Origin of the sequence: Citrobacter sp. MGH103, assembly GCF_001034475.2 — a bacterium.
Classification (GTDB): Bacteria; Pseudomonadota; Gammaproteobacteria; order Enterobacterales; family Enterobacteriaceae; genus Citrobacter; species Citrobacter freundii.
The window spans coordinates 577,240-597,013 of the sequence record NZ_CP073043.1 but is presented as its reverse complement, the minus strand read 5'-3'; the positions used below and the strand labels follow the sequence as shown (position 1 = coordinate 597,013).

The window sequence follows — 19,774 nt, the reverse complement described above, 5'->3', positions numbered from 1 at the left end:
TTTTGAATCCCATCACAATCACGGCATTCCCCTTTTCCCTTTTACGCGGCGACGGCTAAATTAGAACTCATCCGACCACATAACAATAATTTTACATACTGGACACCTTTATGAGCTATCCGTCGCTGTTCGCCCCGCTCGATTTAGGCTTCACCACGCTTAAAAACCGCGTGCTGATGGGTTCAATGCATACCGGGCTGGAGGAGTATCCCGACGGTGCAGAACGGCTGGCCGCGTTCTACGCCGAGCGCGCTCGTCACGGGGTCGCGTTAATTGTGAGCGGAGGCATTGCGCCTGCGCTTTCCGGCGTGGGGATGGAAGGCGGCGCGATGCTCAACGACAGCAGCCAGCTTGCACATCATCGCGTCATTACCGATGCCGTGCATGACGAAGGCGGTAAAATCGCCCTGCAAATCCTGCACACCGGGCGTTACAGCTACCAGCCGCATCTGGTGGCCCCATCTGCTATTCAGGCCCCCATTAACCGCTTTACGCCGCATGAGCTGACGCACGATGAAGTGCTGCAGTTGATTGAAGATTTTGCCCATTGCGCCCAACTGGCGCGGGAAGCGGGCTACGATGGCGTAGAAGTGATGGGGTCGGAAGGGTATCTCATCAACGAATTCCTGACTCTGCGTACAAACCAGCGCGATGACCAATGGGGCGGTGAGTATGCCAACCGCATGCGTTTTGCCGTTGAGGTGGTGCGAGCGGTACGTCAGCGTGCCGGTAATGACTTTATAATTATCTTCCGACTGTCGATGCTCGATCTGGTAGAAAACGGCGGAACCTTCGACGAAACCGTCCAGTTGGCGCAGGCTATAGAAGCCGCCGGGGCCACCATTATTAACACCGGTATTGGCTGGCATGAGGCGCGTATTCCCACTATCGCGACCCCGGTACCGCGCGGCGCGTTTAGTTGGGTGACGCGTAAGCTGAAAGGGCATGTGACGATCCCACTGGTCACCACCAACCGCATTAACGATCCCCAGGTCGCCGATGATATTCTGGCCCGTGGCGATGCCGATATGGTGTCGATGGCCCGTCCGTTCCTCGCCGATGCCGAACTGCTGTCAAAAGCGCAAACCGGACGAGCGGATGAGATTAACACCTGTATCGGCTGTAACCAGGCCTGTCTGGATCAGATCTTTGTCGGCAAAGTCACCTCTTGCCTGGTGAATCCGCGCGCATGCCATGAAACCAAAATGCCGATCGTTGCGGCAGCTGTGCCGAAGAATCTGGCGGTTGTCGGTGCGGGTCCTGCGGGCCTCGCCTTCGCCATTAATGCCGCCGCACGCGGACATCACGTCACGCTGTTTGACGCACATGGCGAAATTGGCGGGCAGTTTAATATCGCCAAACAGATCCCCGGCAAAGAAGAATTCTATGAAACCCTGCGCTACTACCGCCGGATGATCGACGTGACTGGCGTGACCCTGAAGCTGAATCATTTTGTCAGCGCACACGATCTGCACACTTTCGACGAAGTGATCCTTGCCAGCGGGATCGAGCCACGTATGCCGCCGATCGAGGGGATCGAACATCCAAAAGTGCTGAGCTATCTCGACGTTCTGCGCGATAAAACGCCAGTGGGCAAACGCGTAGCGATCGTTGGCTGCGGCGGGATTGGTTTCGATACAGCCATGTATCTGAGTCAACCCGGTGAAGCCACCAGCCAGAACATTGCGGAGTTCTGCGTGGAATGGGGGATCGACACCAGCCTGCAACAGCCTGGCGGCTTACGCCCGGAAGGTCCGCACTTATCCCGCAGCCCGCGCCAGATAGTGATGTTGCAGCGCAAAGCCAGCAAACCGGGGCAAAGTTTAGGTAAAACGACGGGCTGGATCCATCGCGCCACCCTGCTCTCACGCGGCGTGAAAATGATCCCGGCAGTCAGCTACCAGAAGATTGATGATGATGGGTTACACGTCGTGTTGAACGGCGAACCGGTGATCTTTAACGTGGATAACGTGGTGATTTGCGCCGGACAAGAGCCACGCCGTGAACTGGTCGATCCGCTGCACGCGGCAGGTAAAACGGTGCATCTGATCGGCGGCTGCGATGTGGCGATGGAACTGGATGCCCGACGCGCTATTGCGCAGGGGACCCGCTTAGCGCTGGAGATTTAACACGTTGTATCCCGTAGGTCGGATAAGACAACTGCGCACATCTTTGCCTGATGGCGCTACGCTTATCAGGCCTACGATGCAGCTCGTGTAGGCCGGATAAGGCGTTAGCCGCTATCCGGCACAAGGGCTTAACGACGGCGACCGGTTTTGACCGCTTTTAGCACCACGAATTTATTATTGGTGGCGATGGTTACGCAGTTGCCGAAAATCTTCTTCAACTTGTGGAAGTAGTCGAGGTGACGGTTAGCCACAATGTACAGCTCACCGTTGATTTTCAGGCAGCGGCGGGCGTGGTGGAACATCTCCCAGGCGATATTATCGGTCAGCGCATGCTTCTGGTGGAACGGAGGGTTGCAGAACACCGCGTTGAAGCGGAACGGTTCTACGCCGGAGAGCGCGTTATTAATCATAAATTCGCTGCGATCCAGCGCGTCCGGCAGGTTGGTTTCCACGTTCAGACGGCTGGAAGCGACCGCCATCGGTGATTCATCAACAAACACCACGCTGGCTTCTGGGTTCTTCGCCAGCAGCGTCATGCCCAGCACGCCGTTACCGCAGCCGAGATCGACAATCTCGCCTTCCAGGTTTTCCGGCAGATGCTCCATAAAGAAACGTGCGCCGATGTCCAGCCCGGTACGGGAGAAGACGTTGGCATGGTTGTGGATGGTCCAGTCGGTGCCTTCCAGCTTCCAGCTCAGGGTCTGGGCGGTATCGGCCAGCGCCGGTTTGGTAAAGGTGCCGTTGATCAGGCGCGCCTTTTTCCATGCCAGCGTGGTGGTGGTTGGTCCCAGCACTTTCTCAAACAGCTCCAGCGTAGAGGTGTGGATATCACGCGCTTTTGCACCGGCGATGATACGCGTCTGCGGCGTGACCACTTCACGCAGGGCGCGCAGTTGCTGCTCCAGCAGCGCCATGGTTTTTGGCAGCTTAATCAGCACCACGCCCGGCGCCTGCGGATAGTCAGCGGTACTGTCGAGGAACTTGACGCTCGACTCGGCAATATCGTTGTGACGCAGGTTCTCACGTGTGGCAAGCTCGCTGAGATAGGAGTCGCCAATGCTGTACGGCGTATGTTCCGCCAGCGCACAGCCCAGCGCACCGAAGGTATCATTCAGGATCAGCACCGGGCCGCTAATCTCGGTATCGTCCAGCTGTTGCAGCAGATATTCATCTGCAGCTTCCCACGCCAGCAGCGGGTTAACGTCATCCGTTTCCGGGAAACGTTTAAGTGACAGCGAACGGAAACCGTTGTCTATGTGGCTCATCGGCCCTCCTGAATGGTAAAATTTCGGCGTATCCCTGAAAAGGGTGCGTGAGTATACACTTTTTATACTTTATATGGGGCACTAATGAGTCAGTTGATCTATCTGCAAGGATATCCGGAGAATTTACTTTCTCAGGTGAGAACGCTGATTGCTGAGCAACGCCTGGGCGCAGTGCTGGAGAAGCGCTATCCGGGTACGCATGACTTCGCGACCGACAAAGCGCTCTGGCAATATACTCAGGATCTGAAAAATCAGTTTCTGCGTAACGCCCCGCCGCTGAATAAAGTCATGTATGACAGCAAGATCCACGTTCTGAAGAATGCGCTGGGACTGCATACCGCCGTTTCTCGCGTGCAGGGCGGAAAGCTCAAAGCTAAAGCGGAGATCCGCGTGGCGACCGTTTTTCGCAATGCCCCCGAACCCTTTTTGCGTATGATTGTCGTTCATGAACTGGCGCATCTGAAAGAAAAAGAGCACGACAAAGCGTTTTACCAGCTGTGCTGTCATATGGAGCCTCAGTATCACCAACTGGAGTTCGATACCCGCCTGTGGTTAACGCAACAATCGTTAAAGCAAACTGCGTAGTCGCGCACTGGCTTTGTCTTCAGGGCATGCTAAATTGACGAAAGAATCCCTTTTCGCAGCCTGAAGGCCTTTATGATACGTTTCGCAGTAATTGGCACAAACTGGATCACCCGCCAGTTTGTCGATGCCGCCCATGAAACCGGCAAGTATAAGTTAACCGCAGTCTATTCTCGTAGCCTTGAGCAGGCACAGACCTTCGCCAACGATTACCCCGTCGAGCATCTGTTTACTTCGCTGGAAGCGATGGCGCAAAGCGAGGCGATCGACGCCGTCTACATCGCCAGTCCAAACTCCCTGCACTTCCCGCAGACCGAGCTGTTTTTGCGGCACAAAAAGCATGTTATTTGCGAAAAGCCACTGGCCTCCAACCTGGCGCAAGCCGAAGCCGCTATCGCCTGCGCGCGTGAAAACCAGGTCGTGCTGTTTGAAGCGTTTAAAACCGCCAGCCTGCCTAACTTCCTGCTGTTACAGCAATCGCTCCCAAAAGTTGGAAAAATCAGGAAGGCATTTATCAATTACTGCCAGTACTCCTCGCGTTACCAGCGCTATCTGGATGGTGAAAATCCGAACACGTTTAATCCGGCGTTCTCCAATGGCTCGATTATGGATATCGGTTTTTACTGCCTGGCCTCGGCGGTTGCGCTGTGGGGCGAACCACAGAGCGTTCAGGCCAGCGCCAGCCTGCTGGAAAGCGGCGTGGATGCCCACGGTGTGGTGGTGCTGAATTACGGTGATTTCAGCGTTACGCTCCAGCACTCAAAAGTAAGCGACTCGGTATTAGCCAGTGAAATTCAGGGTGAGTCGGGATCGCTGGTCATCGAGCATATTTCCGAATGCCAAAAGGTGTGCTTCGTTCCACGCGGGGGGAAAACGCAGGATCTGACGACGCCTCAACACATCAATACTATGCTGTATGAGGCAGAGGCTTTTGCCCATTTGGTTGAATCCGGCGAAGTGGATCACCCGGCACTGGCCGTCAGCCGTATCACCGCTAAACTGCAAACGGAGATTCGCCGCGAGACCGGCGTGGTTTTCCCGGCAGACGAAACGGTAACCTCGCTGACTGCGTAAAAGTGTGTAAATGGAATGTTGCAGGCCATTGACTGAATGCATGGCCTGTAATATTTTGTAACCCGCAAAGGGGAGTAACTTCGTTGTCGGTTGATCGTCATTACGATGTGTGAAAAACCACATCCGGTCACCGGGCGATAACAAAGGAATACGCCATCGTATTCCTTTGTTGTTGTAAGTGAGACCTTGCCGAATGGCAAGGTCTATGCATAAAAAGCAGCGGCTAACGTCATTCGGCGTTGGCCGTTTTTTTTATGCATGGGGAAATACAATGAATACTGTCGGCACACCGTTGTTATGGGGTGGCTTCGCTGTCGTAGTGGTAATTATGCTGGCCATCGACCTGCTGTTGCAGGGTCGTCGTGGCGCACATACGATGTCGATGAAACAGGCTGCGGCCTGGTCAATCGTCTGGGTAACGCTGTCGCTAGTGTTTAACGCCGCCTTCTGGTGGTACCTGGTGGAAACCCAGGGCCGCGCCGTTGCCGACCCACAGGCACTGGCGTTCCTGACCGGCTATCTGATCGAAAAATCGCTGGCAGTAGATAACGTCTTTGTCTGGTTGATGCTCTTCAGCTACTTCTCAGTGCCGCCTGCGTTGCAGCGCCGGGTATTGGTGTATGGCGTGCTGGGAGCAATTGTTCTGCGTACGATCATGATCTTCGCCGGCAGCTGGCTTATCACCCAGTTTGAGTGGCTGCTGTACGTGTTCGGCGCGTTCCTGCTGTTTACCGGCGTGAAGATGGCGCTGGCGAAAGAAGATGCCTCCGGTATCGGCGACAGACCGTTAGTACGCTGGCTGCGCGGCCATTTGCGCATGACCGATACCATCGAAGATGAAAAATTCTTCGTGCGTAAAAACGGTCTGCTGTTTGTCACGCCGCTGATGTTGGTGTTGATTCTGGTTGAGCTGAGCGACGTGATTTTCGCCGTCGACAGTATTCCGGCTATCTTTGCCGTTACCACCGACCCGTTCATCGTGCTGACCTCGAACCTGTTTGCTATTTTGGGGCTGCGTGCAATGTACTTCCTGCTGGCGGGCGTGGCGGAGCGTTTCTCGATGCTGAAGTACGGCTTGTCGGTTATTCTGGTGTTTATCGGTATTAAGATGCTGATCGTCGATTTCTACCATATCCCGATCGCTATCTCGTTAGGCGTGGTATTTGGCATTCTGTTTGTGACGCTGATTGTTAACGCATGGGTCAACCACCAGCACGATAAAAAGCAGCAAATACAGTAAGTTTCATCTGCTAGCTGAAAAGCCCGGCAGCACACTGCGTGCGTCGGGCTTTTTGTTTATCATGTCAAAACAATGTTAATTCAAAGTTATAAAATATGATCTCAGCGGGGAATCCAGGATATTTCTCTTCCCGAAGCTTTATCTTTCCTTATACTCAACCACGCAAACACTTTGTTACATCCAGAAAGATGCGTCGTAAGAGCGCACGATGGATGAGCAACAACACAATGAAAGGATCACGACATGACTACGCAACGTTCATCGGGGCTACTCTCGCGTTTGGCGCAAGGGAGCCTGGTTAAACAAATTTTGATTGGCCTGGTACTGGGGATTTTACTCGCACTGGTGTCAAAACCTGCGGCAGAAGCCGTTGGTTTACTGGGTACGCTGTTCGTCGGCGCATTAAAAGCCGTCGCGCCAATTCTGGTTCTGATGCTGGTCATGGCCTCTATCGCCAACCACCAACACGGGCAAAAAACCAATATCCGCCCCATTCTGTTCCTTTACCTGCTCGGAACATTTTCAGCGGCATTAGCCGCCGTTGTCTTCAGCTTCGCCTTCCCGTCGACACTGCACCTTTCCAGCAGCGCTGGCGATATCGTGCCGCCGTCCGGCATCGTTGAAGTAATGCGTAGCCTGCTGATGAGCATGGTTTCTAACCCAATTGATGCCCTGCTTAACGCTAACTATATCGGTATTCTGGTCTGGGCCGTTGGTCTGGGCTTTGCACTGCGCCACGGTAATGAAACGACCAAAAATCTGGTCAATGATATGTCCAACGCCGTCACCTTTATGGTAAAGCTGGTGATTCGTTTCGCGCCAATCGGTATCTTTGGTCTGGTCTCATCCACGCTGGCAACCACCGGTTTCGCAACGCTTTGGGGCTACGCCCAACTGCTGACCGTACTGGTAGGCTGTATGCTGCTGGTGGCGTTTGTGGTCAACCCACTGCTGGTCTTCTGGAAAATTCGCCGTAACCCGTATCCGCTGGTGCTGGCCTGTCTGCGCGAAAGCGGCGTGTACGCTTTCTTTACCCGCAGTTCTGCCGCCAACATTCCGGTGAATATGGCGCTATGTGAGAAGCTGAATCTGGATCGTGATACCTACTCGGTATCTATCCCGCTGGGCGCCACCATCAATATGGCGGGTGCGGCGATCACCATTACCGTGCTGACGCTGGCGGCGGTGAATACGCTGGGTATTCCGGTCGATTTACCGACGGCGCTGTTACTGAGCGTGGTGGCTTCGCTTTGCGCCTGTGGCGCATCTGGCGTGGCGGGTGGATCTCTGCTGCTGATCCCACTGGCGTGTAATATGTTCGGTATCCCGAATGATATCGCCATGCAGGTAGTTGCCGTCGGCTTTATCATCGGCGTATTGCAGGATTCCTGTGAAACGGCGCTGAACTCTTCTACAGATGTCTTGTTTACCGCGGCAGCCTGCCAGGCTGAAGACGAGCGTCTGGCAAATAACGCTCTGCGCGGCTAATCCCTGCGCCCCTCCGTTATCGGGCGGAGGGGCTCTTTTCTTGTACGCTTTTTTCAATTTTGAACGGATCAATTCCACGTTTTTGCATCCGCCGGAAGCGAATAATGTTCAGGCCATTCATCACCAGAAAACTCCCTTCGATCATCGTCCCGCCAATCGATCCCAGCCAGAAATTATGGATAACCCAACAGGCGGTTGCGCACCACATTACGCAACGCACGGTTAACCCTTTGCAGCGAAACAGCGCCCAGGTGCTGGCCAGCGTGCCAATTATCGGTAACAGCTCCATCGCATGCTGTAATTTCGCCAGACCGAGAACCAGGGTGAGGATAATAAAAACGGTCATCACCCACAGTTTGCGGGTATGCATTGAGACAAGTGTGCGGATGGTGTTGAGTTCTGCGCTCATTCCCGCGGGCCAGGCGCCCATCAGAAAAAAATGCACGCCAATGGTGGCGCTATAGACAGCAAGTTGCAGCCGGAAGCGGCGCTCATCGCGATTGAAAAAGGTGGTAATGCCGATCAGAAAGGCGATGACACCTACGCCCTGGGCCAGCCAATACGCGGTCATGAATGATCCTTGTCACGTAATGCAAAAACAAACGGCGCTCCATATTATGAAACGCCGTTTTTAGATTCCACCATAAACAAACTTACCCAAAAGATTTTGTGCTACAGCAAGGTGGCAAGTTCGCACATCCCCGAGAGCTTACATGAGTAAGTGACCGGGGTGGGCGAACGCAGCCAACACAGCTGTGGTGCAAAAGATGAAGGGTAATTACAACGTTACGCCGCTTTTAAAGATAGCCAGTTCCCGGAAATCGTTGCGCTCGTTGCAGGTTTGCTTACCGTTGGCGAACTCAACGATCGTATCGACAAACTCGCTCAGCAGTTGAGGCATCGCTTTACCGTGGATCAACTGTCCAGCGTCAAAATCGATCCAGTGCTTTTTCTTCGCTGCCAGCTCGCTGTTGGTGGCAATTTTCACCGTCGGTACAAAACCACCGTACGGCGTACCGCGACCGGTACTGAACAACACCATATGACAGCCCGCGCCCGCCAGCGCGCTGGTGGCGACGGCATCGTTGCCCGGTGCGCTCAACAGGTTCAGGCCGTGGGTTTTCAGACGCTCGCCGTAGCGCAGTACGTCCACCACCTGACTGGAGCCTGCTTTTTGCGTACAGCCCAGCGATTTATCTTCCAGCGTGGTGATACCACCCGCTTTGTTGCCCGGCGATGGGTTCTCGTAGATCGGCTGATCGTGGGCAATGAAATACTGCTTGAAGTCATTGACCATGGTGACCAGCTTGCCAAACGTTTCTTCATCGCGGCAGTGGTCCATCAGCAGCTGTTCGGCGCCGAACATTTCCGGCACTTCGGTCAGCACTGTAGTTCCGCCGTTAGCAATCACGTAGTCGGAGAAACGGCCCAGCATCGGGTTGGCGGTAATACCGGAGAGGCCGTCAGAGCCGCCGCATTCCAGACCAAACTTCAGCTCGCCCAGCTTACCCGGTTCACGCTTATCGTTACGCATCACGTTGTACAGCTGGTGAAGATGTTCAATCCCCGCTTCCACTTCGTCTTCCTGATGTTGGCAGACCATGAAGTGAACGCGATCAGGATCGTACTCGCCTAAGGTTTCGCGGAAGGCATCCACCTGATTGTTTTCACAGCCCAGACCAACCACCAGCACCGCACCCGCATTCGGGTGACGCACCATGTTTTGCAGCATGGTGCGGGTATTAATGTGGTCGTCGCCGAGCTGTGAACAGCCGTAGGTGTGGCTGAAGAGATGCACGCCGTCGATTCCTTCGGCGTCGTTAGTCTCTTTCAGAAAACGGTTCTGCATCTGGCGTGCCATCGCGTTAACGCAGCCTACCGTTGGTAGGATCCACAGTTCGTTGCGCACGCCAACATCGCCGTTGGCACGACGGTAGATCTGCACATCGCGATCCGCCGGTTGTGCAACTTCCGCCTGAAAATCAGGTTGGTAGCGATACGTATCCAGGTCGCTCAGATTGGTACGCGTGTTGTGAGCATGAATATGCTCACCCGCCGCAACATCCACCAGCGTATGGCCAATTGGCAAACCGTATTTAATGACGTTTTCGCCTTTCGCAATATCGCATAAGGCGAATTTATGGCCACGAGAGACCGCCTGACGCAGGATTACCGCCTGCCCATCAACGGTGACTTCGTTTCCTTCAGCCAAATCAGCAAGCGCAACCGCGACGTTATCCAGCGCATGGATCTTGATGTATTGCATACCTTCACCCAGGCCTTAGTTCAGTTCAATGGCGAAATAATCGCGCGCATTGTTGAAGCAAATATTTCTGACCATTTCACCCAGCAGCTGGATATCTGCCGGTGCTTCACCTGCAGCAACCCAACGGCCAATCATCTGGCACAGAATACGACGGAAGTATTCATGGCGCGTGTATGACAGGAAGCTACGGCTATCGGTCAGCATGCCGACGAAACGGCTCAGCAAACCGAGCTGGGCCAGCTGCGTCATCTGACGTTCCATCCCGTCTTTCTGATCGTTGAACCACCAGCCGGAACCGAACTGCATTTTGCCCGGCATACCTTCGCCCTGGAAGTTACCGATCATAGTGCCCAGCACTTCGTTATCACGCGGGTTCAGGCAGTACAGAATGGTTTTCGGCAGCAGGTTTTGTTCATTCTGCTTGCTCAGCAGTTTGGACAGTTCTTCCGCCATCGGACGATCATTGATGGAGTCGAAGCCGACGTCCGCGCCGAGCAGTTTGAACTGACGCAGGTTGTTATTACGCAGCGCGCCGATGTGGTACTGCTGTACCCATTCGCGACGGGCGTATTCAGCGCCGAGGAACACCAGAACGGCGGTTTTGAACTGCGCCACTTCATGTTCACTCAGGGTTTCACCCGCCAGGCGACGCGCCAGAATGCTATCCAGCTCAGATTCGTTAGATTCTGCAAACAGCACCACATCCAGCGCATGGTCAGAGACTTTACAGCCGTGAGCTGCGAAGTGATCAAGACGTTTGGTCAGTGCAGCTTGCAGGTCGCTGAAGCGGCGGATATCCGTGTCAGACACTTCACCGAGCTTCGCCATGTAGTCATTAAAGGTCGCCAGCTCAATGTTAAAGGCTTTATCCGGACGCCAGCTCGGCAGCACTTTCACATCAAAGCTTCCGTCTTTAGCAACGGCCGCATGGTGCTCCAGAGAGTCGATCGGATCATCGGTAGTGCCGACCATTTTCACATTCATCTGCTGCATGATTCCGCGCGCGGAGAATTTGTCCTGTGCCAGCAGCTCATTGCACTGGTTCCAGATTTCGTCAGCCGTTGCCGGAGACAGCAGCTTACCTGTAATACCAAACGGACGACGTAATTCGAGGTGGGTCCAGTGGTACAGCGGGTTACCGATAGTGTGCGGAACCGTGGCGGCCCATGCGTCAAACTTCTCGCGATCGGACGCATCGCCGGTACACAAGCGCTCAGCGACGCCATTGGTACGCATCGCACGCCATTTGTAGTGATCACCCTTCAGCCAGATGTCATACAGGTTATTAAAACGGTAGTTTTCAGCGATTTGTTGCGGTGGTAAATGGCAGTGGTAATCGAAGATCGGCTGGTCTTTGGCATAATCATGGTACAGACGGCGGGCAAATTCGGTGTCCAGCAGGAAATCTTCAGTCATAAACGGGGTCATTATCGTCTTCCTCTCAACGAGTGCGTCAGATTGCTTATGTTTTGATGTTGACAAAGTTATCACACCAATTTCTATACGCTGAAGATATTTTCGTGAGTTAGATCAACAAATGGTGACAAAAAAATTACTCTCAAAGAGGTAAATCACGCGTCAAGCCGCGCCAGTTCTGGCTTTGCTGAATCGAAATAATGACCACACGAAGATTCACACTTTTGTGATGGCACTCACCTTTTAAAGCTGTATGACAAGTTATCTTTTGGCCGTCGCGATACATAAGCCGACGGAATGCAAATTACCGATGGATATCCATCGGATTGACCGGTACGGAAACCGAATTAGCACAATTATTGACATGGCAAAGTTCGGGGAGTACCGGCTTTTTTTCGGTCCCCCCTCGTTAAAGAACATCCTCCGCCCTGAACTGGAAGATGACCGCTCGTTCGCGGACATAACAAAACGATGAGGTTTTACATGCGTAAAATTAAAGGGTTACGTTGGTACATGATTGCACTGGTGACACTTGGCACCGTGCTGGGTTACCTGACACGTAACACTGTGGCGGCAGCTGCGCCAACTCTGATGGAAGAGTTACACATCTCCACTCAACAGTATTCCTATATCATCGCAGCGTATTCTGCTGCTTACACCGTAATGCAACCCGTTGCCGGCTACGTGCTCGATGTGCTCGGCACAAAAGTGGGTTATGCGATGTTCGCCGTTCTGTGGGCCGTCTTCTGTGGCGCGACCGCACTGGCTGGCAGTTGGGGTGGACTGGCACTGGCGCGTGGCGCGGTAGGTGCCGCTGAAGCCGCAATGATCCCTGCGGGTCTGAAAGCCAGTTCTGAATGGTTCCCGGCAAAAGAGCGTTCAATTGCCGTAGGTTACTTTAACGTCGGCTCTTCTATCGGCGCGATGATTGCTCCACCGCTGGTGGTCTGGGCCATCGTCATGCACAGCTGGCAGATGGCATTCATTATTTCCGGTGCGCTGAGCTTCATCTGGGCGATGTGCTGGCTTGTGTTCTACAAACACCCGCGCGACCAGAAAAAACTGTCTGATGAAGAACGTGATTACATTCTGAATGGTCAGGAATCACAGCATAAAAACGCGACCTCGAAAAAAATGTCGCTCGGTCAGATCCTGCGTAACCGCCAGTTCTGGGGCATCGCGCTGCCGCGTTTCCTGGCAGAACCGGCATGGGGGACCTTCAACGCCTGGATCCCGTTGTTCATGTTTAAAGTCTACGGCTTTAACCTGAAAGAAATTGCGATGTTTGCCTGGATGCCGATGCTGTTTGCTGACCTGGGCTGTATCGTTGGGGGTTACTTACCGCCGCTGTTCCAGCGCTGGTTCGGCGTTAACCTGATCGTTTCGCGTAAAATGGTCGTCACCATGGGTGCATTGCTGATGATTGGCCCAGGGATGATCGGTCTGTTCACCAGCCCATACATTGCTATCGCCCTGCTGTGCGTCGGTGGCTTTGCTCACCAGGCGCTGTCCGGTGCGCTGATCACACTCTCTTCTGACGTGTTTGGTCGTAATGAAGTGGCAACGGCGAACGGTCTGACCGGTATGTCCGCCTGGCTTGCAAGTACGCTGTTTGCGCTGGTCGTCGGCGCACTGGCTGACACCATCGGCTTTAGCCCACTGTTTGCCGTACTGGCGGTATTCGACCTCCTCGGCGCGTTAGTCATCTGGACAGTATTGCAGAACAAATCGGCCAGCGAGGTAGAGTCAGAGTCGCAAACTGGCGATCCCGCTGCGCAAAGTTAACCGGACAAGATTTAACAAGGTTTTGTCATGCTAAGCCGCCAGTTATCTGGCGGCTTTTTTGACGTCGCGAGTGGAGCCGTAATCGTAAAAGTGGTATAACAAATAGAGTCTGCCGTATCATGCCTGGAGCGCATATGGAAATCACTGAACCACGACGTTTGTACCAACAACTTGCCGCTGATCTGAAAGAACGCATTGAGCAGGGCGTCTATCTGGTGGGTGAAAAACTCCCCGCAGAGCGCTTTATCGCCGATGAAAAAAATGTCAGCCGTACCGTGGTTCGTGAAGCGATTATCATGCTCGAAGTTGAGGGCTATGTAGAAGTGCGCAAAGGTTCTGGCATTCATGTCATTTCGAACCAGGCCCGTCACCAGCAGGCCACCGACGAATCGCTTGAATTCGCCAATTATGGTCCTTTCGAGCTGCTTCAGGCTCGTCAGTTGATTGAAAGCAATATCGCTGAATTTGCTGCTACGCAGGTTACCAAGCAAGACATCATGAAACTGATGGACATTCAAGAGCATGCGCGGAATGAAAAATGCTTCCGCGATTCCGAATGGGATCTGCAGTTTCATATTCAGGTCGCGCTAGCCACGCAGAACTCAGCGCTGGCCGCCATCGTGGAAAAAATGTGGACCCAGCGCAGCCACAACCCGTACTGGAAAAAACTGCACGAGCATATCGACGCACGTACCGTCGATAACTGGTGTGATGACCATGATCAAATTCTCAAAGCACTGATCCGTAAAGATCCCAATGCGGCAAAATTGGCGATGTGGCAGCACCTGGAGAATACCAAAATCATGTTATTCAACGAGACCAGCGATGATTTTGAGTTCAACGCCGATCGTTATCTTTTTGCAGAAAATCCGGTCGTTCATCTCGATACGGCAGTTAACAGCGCTAAATAAGCAATCTTTTCGATGCAGGCGCGACAAAGCGCCTGTTTCTCCTGCTTGGTAAGCATTAGGTATAAAGTGTCAGCCTGTGTAAATCCTCTCGCCTCCCTCCATTGCGATAAGCAAAATCACAGTTCAACAACCGTAATTTCTATAACGGACAACGTTGACCTTTGTTACAATTAGATGCTATTTGAATTTTTGTGTTTGAGAGCTTGCTTACTTCACAACTTTACAGGGAATAGTTCAGGCCGTGAATTTGTGTCAGACCGCGATCCATGTAAAAAACACCAATAAAATTGCGGCGTTACAAACTCCAGAAAACCGGCATGACGACAACCGATTCTCCAGGAATATTGAATGGAACTACTGACTCAATTACTGAATGCTTTATGGGCTCAGGATTTTGAAACGCTGGCCAATCCTTCCATGATTGGCATGCTCTATTTCGTACTATTTACCATTTTGTTTCTGGAAAACGGACTGCTGCCAGCGGCCTTTTTACCTGGCGACAGTCTACTGGTGCTGGTCGGCGTACTTATCGCCAAAGGCGCGATGGGTTTCCCGCAAACGTTACTGCTGCTCACTACCGCAGCCAGCCTGGGTTGCTGGCTTAGCTATATCCAGGGGCGATGGCTGGGGAATACCCGCACAGTACAAAACTGGCTATCTCATCTGCCCGCGCATTACCATCAGCGCGCGCATCATCTGTTCCATAAGCATGGCTTGTCTGCGCTGCTGGTCGGTCGCTTCATCGCGTTTGTCAGAACATTACTGCCGACCATCGCAGGATTGTCCGGCCTGAACAATGCGCGCTTTCAGTTCTTCAACTGGATGAGTGGACTGCTTTGGGTTTTGATTCTCACAACGCTTGGTTATCTGCTGGGCAAAACGCCGGTGTTTCTCAAGTATGAAGATCAGCTGATGTCTTGTCTGATGCTGCTTCCTGTGGTGTTACTGGTGTTTGGTCTGGCAGGTTCACTGGTTGTTCTTTGGAAGAAGAAATACGGGAACCGAGGGTAAATTATGCTGAAACCATGCATAACGCTCCGACGACTTGCCTGGTCCACCACTTTTATGCTGTTCATTGGCGCGTTGCTCCTGACCTGGTCTGTCATTCGCCAGCAGGAATCAACGCTTGCCATTCGTGCCGTAAACCAGGGAGCCAGCATGCCTGATGGCTTCTCTATCTGGCATCACCTGGATGCCAACGGCATTCGTTTTAAAAGCATCACTCCGCAAAATGACGCACTGCTGATTACCTTTGATTCCAGCGCGCAGAGCGCAGCGGCAAAGGTCGTACTTGATCGAACTTTACCGCACGGTTTCGTTATCGCTCAGCAGGATGATGATAATCAGGCGGTGCAGTGGTTATCCCGCTTACGTGATACTCCACACCGCTTTGGTTAATTTCCAGGAATCTGAATTAGATCACTCACTTTGGTGATTTCACCGTTTAGCGCCTATGATTAATAAACTGGGCTTATGACCCAACGTTTTATTATTCTGGAGCATCGACCCTAAACGACGAGGTCGAATCACAATGGAAGGTTCAAGAATGAAATACCGCATCGCTTTGGCAATTAGCCTTTTCGCTCTAAGTGCCGGCAGCTACGCCAACACCCTCTGTCAGGAAAAAGAACAAGACATTCAGCGGGAGATTAGCTATGCCGAAAAACACAATAATCAGAGCCGCATCAATGGACTGAACAAAGCGCTGAGCGAAGTCAGGGCAAACTGTACTGACAGCAAACTGCGCGCCAACCATCAGAAAAAAATCGCCGAGCAGAAAAATGAGATTGCCGAGCGTCAACGTGACTTAGCCGAAGCTAAGCAAAAAGGCGATGCGGATAAGGTAGCTAAGCGCGAACACAAGCTTGCTGAAGCTCAGAAAGAGCTAAAAGAACTCGAGACCCGCGATTACTAAGTACGGTAACTAGCCACTCAACTGGAGAAAACTATGTCGAAAGATAATGCTACGGAAAACCTGCGCGCTGAGCTGAAATCTCTTGCGGATACGCTTGAAGAAGTACTTAGCTCTTCTGGCGATAAGTCGAAGGAAGAGATGAGTAAAATTCGCAGCAAAGCCGAACATGCGCTGCGCGAGAGCCGCCATCGTCTGAGTGAAACCAGCGATGTGATTGCCAAACAGACCCGTGAGGCCGCGGCTAAAGCCGATAACTACGTGCGCGAAAACCCATGGACAGGCGTCGGCATTGGCGCTGCAGTCGGTGTGGTGCTTGGTGTACTGCTGTCGCGCCGTTAACAATGGCTGATTCTCAACACGCACAAGGTCCAGGCAAAGGCGTACTGGGTATTGGACAGCGGATCCTGACGATTCTCGTTGAGATCGTAGAGACGCGGCTGCGGCTGGCCGTCGTTGAGCTGGAAGAGGAAAAAGCCAACCTCATCCAGATCCTGCTGATGCTTGGGCTGACTATGCTGTTCGCGGCGTTTGGCCTGATGAGCCTGATGGTACTTATCATCTGGGCCATTGACCCTCAATACCGCCTGAACGCCATGATTGCCACCACCGTAGTGCTGTTGCTGTTAGCGCTGATTGGCGGGATATGGACGCTGCGTAAAGCGCGTAAAACAACGCTGCTACGCCATACGCGCAATGAACTCGCGAACGACAGGCGGGCTCTGGAGGATGACGCATAATGAGCAGTAAAGTCGAACGTCAACAACGTAAGGCGCAACTGCTTGGACAGATCCAGCAGCAACGGCTGGATCTGTCTGCTACTCGCCGCGACTGGCTGGAAGCCACCGAGGTCTACGATCGTGGCTGGAAGACGCTGTTGAACCTGCGCGGCTGGGTGTTAGTCGGGAGCAGTATTATGGCGGTTCGCACCATCCGTAACCCAAATCTGCTGGTACGCTGGGCCAAACGCGGCTTTAGCGTCTGGAGCATCTGGCGTCTGGTGAAATCGACCATCAGGCAGCAGCAGTTGCGCGGCTAATCCCCCTACTCCCACCTAACCTCAAATTTTTTGATAATTTCTGACAGTTTTCCTTGCTAACAATTGTCACTAAGCACGTTTATGATTCTCTCCATCGACAGCAACGACGCGCTCTGCAGCGCCGGTGCACAAAAAAACACAATAAGCCGCCTGAGTGGTTTCCTGGAGAGTATGATGAAGAAATTAGAAGATGTTGGTGTACTGGTAGCGCGCATTCTGATGCCAATCCTGTTTATTACCGCAGGTTGGGGAAAAATCACCGGATATGCAGGTACCCAACAGTACATGGAAGCCATGGGCGTCCCTGGATTTATGCTGCCGCTGGTGATTCTGCTTGAGTTTGGCGGCGGCCTGGCAATTCTGTTCGGTTTCCTGACCCGTACTACCGCGCTGTTCACCGCAGGCTTCACGCTGCTGACGGCGTTCCTCTTCCACAGTAACTTTGCGGAAGGTGTGAACTCTCTGATGTTTATGAAAAACCTGACCATCGCAGGCGGCTTCCTGCTGCTGGCTATCACCGGTCCGGGCGCATTCAGTATTGACCGCGTACTGAATAAAAAGTGGTAAGCAAACTATACTGAACACATCAAAAAGCGAGGAGATATCTCCTCGCTTTTGCTATCTGAGGAGACGATAAAATGGGACAACTGATTGACGGCGTCTGGCATGACACCTGGTACGATACCAAATCAACCGGTGGGAAATTTCAACGTTCTGCATCGGCTTTCCGTAACTGGCTCACCGCAGATGGCACGCCTGGCCAGACCGGTGAAGGTGGCTTTGCTGCCGAAAAAGACCGTTATCATCTGTACGTTTCTCTGGCCTGTCCGTGGGCACATCGCACACTGATTTTGCGTAAACTTAAAGGGCTGGAACCGTTTATTTCCGTTTCCGTTGTGCATCCGCTAATGCTGGAAAACGGCTGGACCTTTGACGACAACTTCCCAGCGGCAACCGGCGATACCCTGTATCAGCACGAATTTCTTTATCAGCTCTATTTACACGCCGATCCGCACTACAGCGGTCGGGTGACCGTTCCGGTACTGTGGGACAAAAAAAACCATACTATTGTCAGCAACGAATCTGCAGAAATCATCCGCATGTTTAACACTGCGTTTGATGCGCTGGGTGCGAAAGCCGGGGATTACTATCCACCTGCCCTGCAAAGCAAAATCGACGAGCTGAACGGCTGGATTTATGACAACGTCAATAACGGCGTGTATAAAGCGGGATTTGCCACCAGCCAGGAAGCCTACGACGATGCCGTGGAAAAAGTCTTTCAATCTCTGGCACGACTGGAGCAGATCCTGGGTCAGCATCGCTTCCTGACCGGTGACCAGCTAACTGAGGCCGATATTCGCCTGTGGACCACGCTGGTGCGCTTTGATCCGGTTTATGTCACCCACTTCAAGTGCGACAAACACCGCATCAGTGATTACCTGAATCTGTACGGTTTTCTGCGCGATATCTACCAGATGCCGGGCATTGCGGAGACCGTCAACTTTGACCATATCCGTCATCACTACTTCCGTAGCCACAAAACAATCAACCCGACCGGTATTATTTCAATCGGCCCGTGGCAGGATCTCAGCGAACCTCATGGGCGTGACGAGCGTTTCGCCTGATTTACACTGGCCTCCGTTTGGGTAATGCTGTTCAGTTAACGCCTCAGTTTCGAAAGGCATCAACATGTGCTGGCGGAGGTAATGAATATGCTATTTCAGGGAAAGGGTTCCGTTCACCTCATGTTCATCGTTTCTCTGAAGCACCGATTCCTGTGAACGTGTAAAGGGCGTTCTCCGCCACGCCCTTTACAATCCCGGCTCCCGGCAGGAAAATTGTTGCTATGCAATACCCTCCGCTTATTCCTCCAGGCTACCGGGTCGGGCGCGAGGAAACGTCCCTGTAAAACGCGCCCTGAACCCGCATCCATGCGGGCAGAGGGGACGGCCTGCATGGACGCAGGCTCGGCTCCGACCCGACAGGCAGACGGAATAAGACGAATACATCGCGCAGCAACGATTTTCCCGCCGGGAGCCTGGGTTGCAAGGGAGGCGGCGGTGAGCCTCCCTTGCCCGTTCACGGGTATAAAGATATCAGAGAAGCAACGCACATGAGGTGAACGGAACCCTGAGCAAGAATCACATGTTCACCATACATGCTTAACTGATCGGCATTGCCCGTTTGGAGGCCAAATAATTAACAACACAAATATTTACCAGCATTCCATTCGCAGCTATTCTTAATTTGATTGCTTTAAAAACAAGTAATTGAACGCAGAACGAGGCAAAAATGGATTGGTATTTAAACGTATTAAAGAACTACTTTGGGTTTGGTGGCCGCGCGCGTCGTAAAGAATACTGGATGTTTGTGCTGGTCAACATCATCTTCACGTTCGTGCTGGGCATTCTGGACAGAATGCTTGGCTGGGAACGCGCCGGAGGAGAAGGCATATTAACGACGATTTACGGGGTTCTGGTCTTTATCCCGTGGTGGGCGGTACAGTTTCGGCGTTTACATGACACGGATCGTTCAGCCTGGTGGCTGCTGGTGCTGCTGATCCCGATCGTCGGCTGGTTGGTGATCATCATTTTCAACTGTCAAAACGGCACTCCGGGGAGTAACCGCTTCGGCGCTGACCCCAAACAGTTGTCCTGAATTTAAATA

General features: G+C 52.9%; 20 protein-coding genes. 16 read left to right on the top strand and 4 right to left on the bottom strand.

Annotated features, from left to right (window positions below):
- Nucleotides 1-110: 110 nt before the first annotated feature.
- Nucleotides 111-2,129, top strand: a complete 2,019-nt coding sequence (locus SK33_RS02935) for an oxidoreductase (protein ID WP_048218682.1) — start codon at nucleotides 111-113, stop codon at nucleotides 2,127-2,129.
- Nucleotides 2,130-2,257: 128 nt separating this feature from the next.
- On the opposite strand, the gene rlmG is transcribed toward SK33_RS02935, so the two are convergent.
- Nucleotides 2,258-3,394, bottom strand: coding sequence for a 23S rRNA (guanine(1835)-N(2))-methyltransferase RlmG (gene rlmG / locus SK33_RS02930; protein WP_003024789.1), 1,137 nt, complete (start codon nucleotides 3,392-3,394; stop codon nucleotides 2,258-2,260).
- An 84-nt stretch (nucleotides 3,395-3,478) separates the two neighbouring features.
- Between rlmG and SK33_RS02925 the strand changes: the two genes are divergently transcribed.
- From SK33_RS02925 to sstT, 4 genes are all read left to right on the top strand, one after another.
- A complete protein-coding gene (locus tag SK33_RS02925) occupies nucleotides 3,479-3,979 on the top strand; it encodes a M48 metallopeptidase family protein (RefSeq protein ID WP_003024792.1) in 501 nt (166 codons plus the stop codon).
- Nucleotides 3,980-4,051: 72 nt separating this feature from the next.
- The gene (locus SK33_RS02920; protein ID WP_048218684.1) at nucleotides 4,052-5,050 is read left to right on the top strand and encodes a Gfo/Idh/MocA family protein; all 999 of its coding nucleotides are present in this window, start codon (nucleotides 4,052-4,054) and stop codon (nucleotides 5,048-5,050) included.
- Nucleotides 5,051-5,321: 271 nt separating this feature from the next.
- Nucleotides 5,322-6,290 carry a TerC family protein gene (locus SK33_RS02915; protein ID WP_048218927.1) on the top strand — a complete coding sequence of 323 codons (969 nt, stop codon included), beginning with the start codon at nucleotides 5,322-5,324 and terminating at the stop codon, nucleotides 6,288-6,290.
- A gap of 243 nt (nucleotides 6,291-6,533) precedes the next feature.
- Entirely contained in the window at nucleotides 6,534-7,778 is a 1,245-nt protein-coding gene (gene sstT, locus SK33_RS02910; protein ID WP_003024801.1) for a serine/threonine transporter SstT, read from the top strand.
- A 16-nt stretch (nucleotides 7,779-7,794) separates the two neighbouring features.
- Here sstT and SK33_RS02905 read toward each other — a convergent pair whose 3' ends face one another.
- The 3 genes from SK33_RS02905 to uxaC form a co-directional block, all read right to left on the bottom strand.
- Nucleotides 7,795-8,349 (bottom strand): YgjV family protein, encoded by a 555-nt coding sequence (locus tag SK33_RS02905; protein WP_003024807.1) that lies wholly within the window; start codon nucleotides 8,347-8,349, stop codon nucleotides 7,795-7,797.
- A 207-nt stretch (nucleotides 8,350-8,556) separates the two neighbouring features.
- Nucleotides 8,557-10,044: a UxaA family hydrolase gene (locus SK33_RS02900; RefSeq protein ID WP_003024809.1), complete on the bottom strand. Its 1,488-nt coding sequence runs from the start codon at nucleotides 10,042-10,044 to the stop codon at nucleotides 8,557-8,559.
- 15 nt (nucleotides 10,045-10,059) lie between these two features.
- On the bottom strand, nucleotides 10,060-11,472 hold the full coding sequence (gene uxaC, locus SK33_RS02895) for a glucuronate isomerase (protein ID WP_003024811.1): 1,413 nt from the start codon (nucleotides 11,470-11,472) through the stop codon (nucleotides 10,060-10,062).
- A 471-nt stretch (nucleotides 11,473-11,943) separates the two neighbouring features.
- Here uxaC and SK33_RS02890 point away from each other — a divergent pair, with 471 nt between their 5' ends.
- The 11 genes from SK33_RS02890 (at nucleotide 11,944) to SK33_RS02840 (ending at nucleotide 19,765) form a co-directional block, all read left to right on the top strand.
- Complete coding sequence (locus tag SK33_RS02890; protein WP_003024814.1) at nucleotides 11,944-13,245, top strand: MFS transporter; 1,302 nt, start codon at nucleotides 11,944-11,946, stop codon at nucleotides 13,243-13,245.
- 134 nt (nucleotides 13,246-13,379) lie between these two features.
- Nucleotides 13,380-14,156, top strand: coding sequence for a transcriptional regulator ExuR (gene exuR, locus SK33_RS02885; protein ID WP_003024817.1), 777 nt, complete (start codon nucleotides 13,380-13,382; stop codon nucleotides 14,154-14,156).
- A gap of 348 nt (nucleotides 14,157-14,504) precedes the next feature.
- A complete protein-coding gene (gene yqjA, locus SK33_RS02880; RefSeq protein ID WP_048218685.1) occupies nucleotides 14,505-15,167 on the top strand; it encodes a DedA family general envelope maintenance protein YqjA in 663 nt (220 codons plus the stop codon).
- A 3-nt stretch (nucleotides 15,168-15,170) separates the two neighbouring features.
- Complete coding sequence (mzrA, locus tag SK33_RS02875) at nucleotides 15,171-15,554, top strand: EnvZ/OmpR regulon moderator MzrA (RefSeq protein WP_003024822.1); 384 nt, start codon at nucleotides 15,171-15,173, stop codon at nucleotides 15,552-15,554.
- Between the two features lie 148 nt (nucleotides 15,555-15,702).
- Nucleotides 15,703-16,071, top strand: a complete 369-nt coding sequence (locus tag SK33_RS02870) for a DUF1090 domain-containing protein (protein WP_003024825.1) — start codon at nucleotides 15,703-15,705, stop codon at nucleotides 16,069-16,071.
- A gap of 33 nt (nucleotides 16,072-16,104) precedes the next feature.
- Nucleotides 16,105-16,410 carry a DUF883 family protein gene (locus SK33_RS02865; protein ID WP_003024832.1) on the top strand — a complete coding sequence of 102 codons (306 nt, stop codon included), beginning with the start codon at nucleotides 16,105-16,107 and terminating at the stop codon, nucleotides 16,408-16,410.
- 2 nt (nucleotides 16,411-16,412) lie between these two features.
- Nucleotides 16,413-16,808: a phage holin family protein gene (locus SK33_RS02860; RefSeq protein WP_003024834.1), complete on the top strand. Its 396-nt coding sequence runs from the start codon at nucleotides 16,413-16,415 to the stop codon at nucleotides 16,806-16,808.
- On the top strand, nucleotides 16,808-17,107 hold the full coding sequence (locus SK33_RS02855; RefSeq protein ID WP_003024845.1) for a YqjK-like family protein: 300 nt from the start codon (nucleotides 16,808-16,810) through the stop codon (nucleotides 17,105-17,107). The genes SK33_RS02860 and SK33_RS02855 overlap by 1 nt, the downstream gene beginning before the upstream one ends.
- 174 nt (nucleotides 17,108-17,281) lie before the next feature.
- The gene (locus SK33_RS02850) at nucleotides 17,282-17,674 is read left to right on the top strand and encodes a DoxX family protein (RefSeq protein ID WP_003024847.1); all 393 of its coding nucleotides are present in this window, start codon (nucleotides 17,282-17,284) and stop codon (nucleotides 17,672-17,674) included.
- Between the two features lie 71 nt (nucleotides 17,675-17,745).
- Nucleotides 17,746-18,732, top strand: a complete 987-nt coding sequence (gene yqjG / locus SK33_RS02845; RefSeq protein ID WP_032950281.1) for a glutathionyl-hydroquinone reductase YqjG — start codon at nucleotides 17,746-17,748, stop codon at nucleotides 18,730-18,732.
- Between the two features lie 667 nt (nucleotides 18,733-19,399).
- A complete protein-coding gene (locus tag SK33_RS02840) occupies nucleotides 19,400-19,765 on the top strand; it encodes a DUF805 domain-containing protein (protein ID WP_003024853.1) in 366 nt (121 codons plus the stop codon).
- The last annotated feature ends 9 nt before the right edge of the window (nucleotides 19,766-19,774 follow it).

Excerpts from the sequence above, each read along its gene's own strand:
- SK33_RS02865 (WP_003024832.1), top strand. The coding sequence starts at position 16,105 with ATGTCGAAAGATAATGCTACGGAAAACCTGCGCGCTGAGCTGAAATCT.
- yqjG (WP_032950281.1), top strand. The coding sequence starts at position 17,746 with ATGGGACAACTGATTGACGGCGTCTGGCATGACACCTGGTACGATACC.
- SK33_RS02850 (WP_003024847.1), top strand. The coding sequence starts at position 17,282 with ATGAAGAAATTAGAAGATGTTGGTGTACTGGTAGCGCGCATTCTGATG.
- SK33_RS02925 (WP_003024792.1), top strand. The coding sequence starts at position 3,479 with ATGAGTCAGTTGATCTATCTGCAAGGATATCCGGAGAATTTACTTTCT.
- SK33_RS02860 (WP_003024834.1), top strand. The coding sequence starts at position 16,413 with ATGGCTGATTCTCAACACGCACAAGGTCCAGGCAAAGGCGTACTGGGT.
- SK33_RS02870 (WP_003024825.1), top strand. The coding sequence starts at position 15,703 with ATGAAATACCGCATCGCTTTGGCAATTAGCCTTTTCGCTCTAAGTGCC.
- sstT (WP_003024801.1), top strand. The coding sequence starts at position 6,534 with ATGACTACGCAACGTTCATCGGGGCTACTCTCGCGTTTGGCGCAAGGG.
- SK33_RS02905 (WP_003024807.1), bottom strand. The coding sequence starts at position 8,349 with ATGACCGCGTATTGGCTGGCCCAGGGCGTAGGTGTCATCGCCTTTCTG.
- rlmG (WP_003024789.1), bottom strand. The coding sequence starts at position 3,394 with ATGAGCCACATAGACAACGGTTTCCGTTCGCTGTCACTTAAACGTTTC.
- SK33_RS02920 (WP_048218684.1), top strand. The coding sequence starts at position 4,052 with ATGATACGTTTCGCAGTAATTGGCACAAACTGGATCACCCGCCAGTTT.
- SK33_RS02935 (WP_048218682.1), top strand. The coding sequence starts at position 111 with ATGAGCTATCCGTCGCTGTTCGCCCCGCTCGATTTAGGCTTCACCACG.
- yqjA (WP_048218685.1), top strand. The coding sequence starts at position 14,505 with ATGGAACTACTGACTCAATTACTGAATGCTTTATGGGCTCAGGATTTT.
- SK33_RS02855 (WP_003024845.1), top strand. The coding sequence starts at position 16,808 with ATGAGCAGTAAAGTCGAACGTCAACAACGTAAGGCGCAACTGCTTGGA.
- exuR (WP_003024817.1), top strand. The coding sequence starts at position 13,380 with ATGGAAATCACTGAACCACGACGTTTGTACCAACAACTTGCCGCTGAT.
- SK33_RS02915 (WP_048218927.1), top strand. The coding sequence starts at position 5,322 with ATGAATACTGTCGGCACACCGTTGTTATGGGGTGGCTTCGCTGTCGTA.
- mzrA (WP_003024822.1), top strand. The coding sequence starts at position 15,171 with ATGCTGAAACCATGCATAACGCTCCGACGACTTGCCTGGTCCACCACT.
- SK33_RS02900 (WP_003024809.1), bottom strand. The coding sequence starts at position 10,044 with ATGCAATACATCAAGATCCATGCGCTGGATAACGTCGCGGTTGCGCTT.
- SK33_RS02890 (WP_003024814.1), top strand. The coding sequence starts at position 11,944 with ATGCGTAAAATTAAAGGGTTACGTTGGTACATGATTGCACTGGTGACA.
- SK33_RS02840 (WP_003024853.1), top strand. The coding sequence starts at position 19,400 with ATGGATTGGTATTTAAACGTATTAAAGAACTACTTTGGGTTTGGTGGC.
- uxaC (WP_003024811.1), bottom strand. The coding sequence starts at position 11,472 with ATGACCCCGTTTATGACTGAAGATTTCCTGCTGGACACCGAATTTGCC.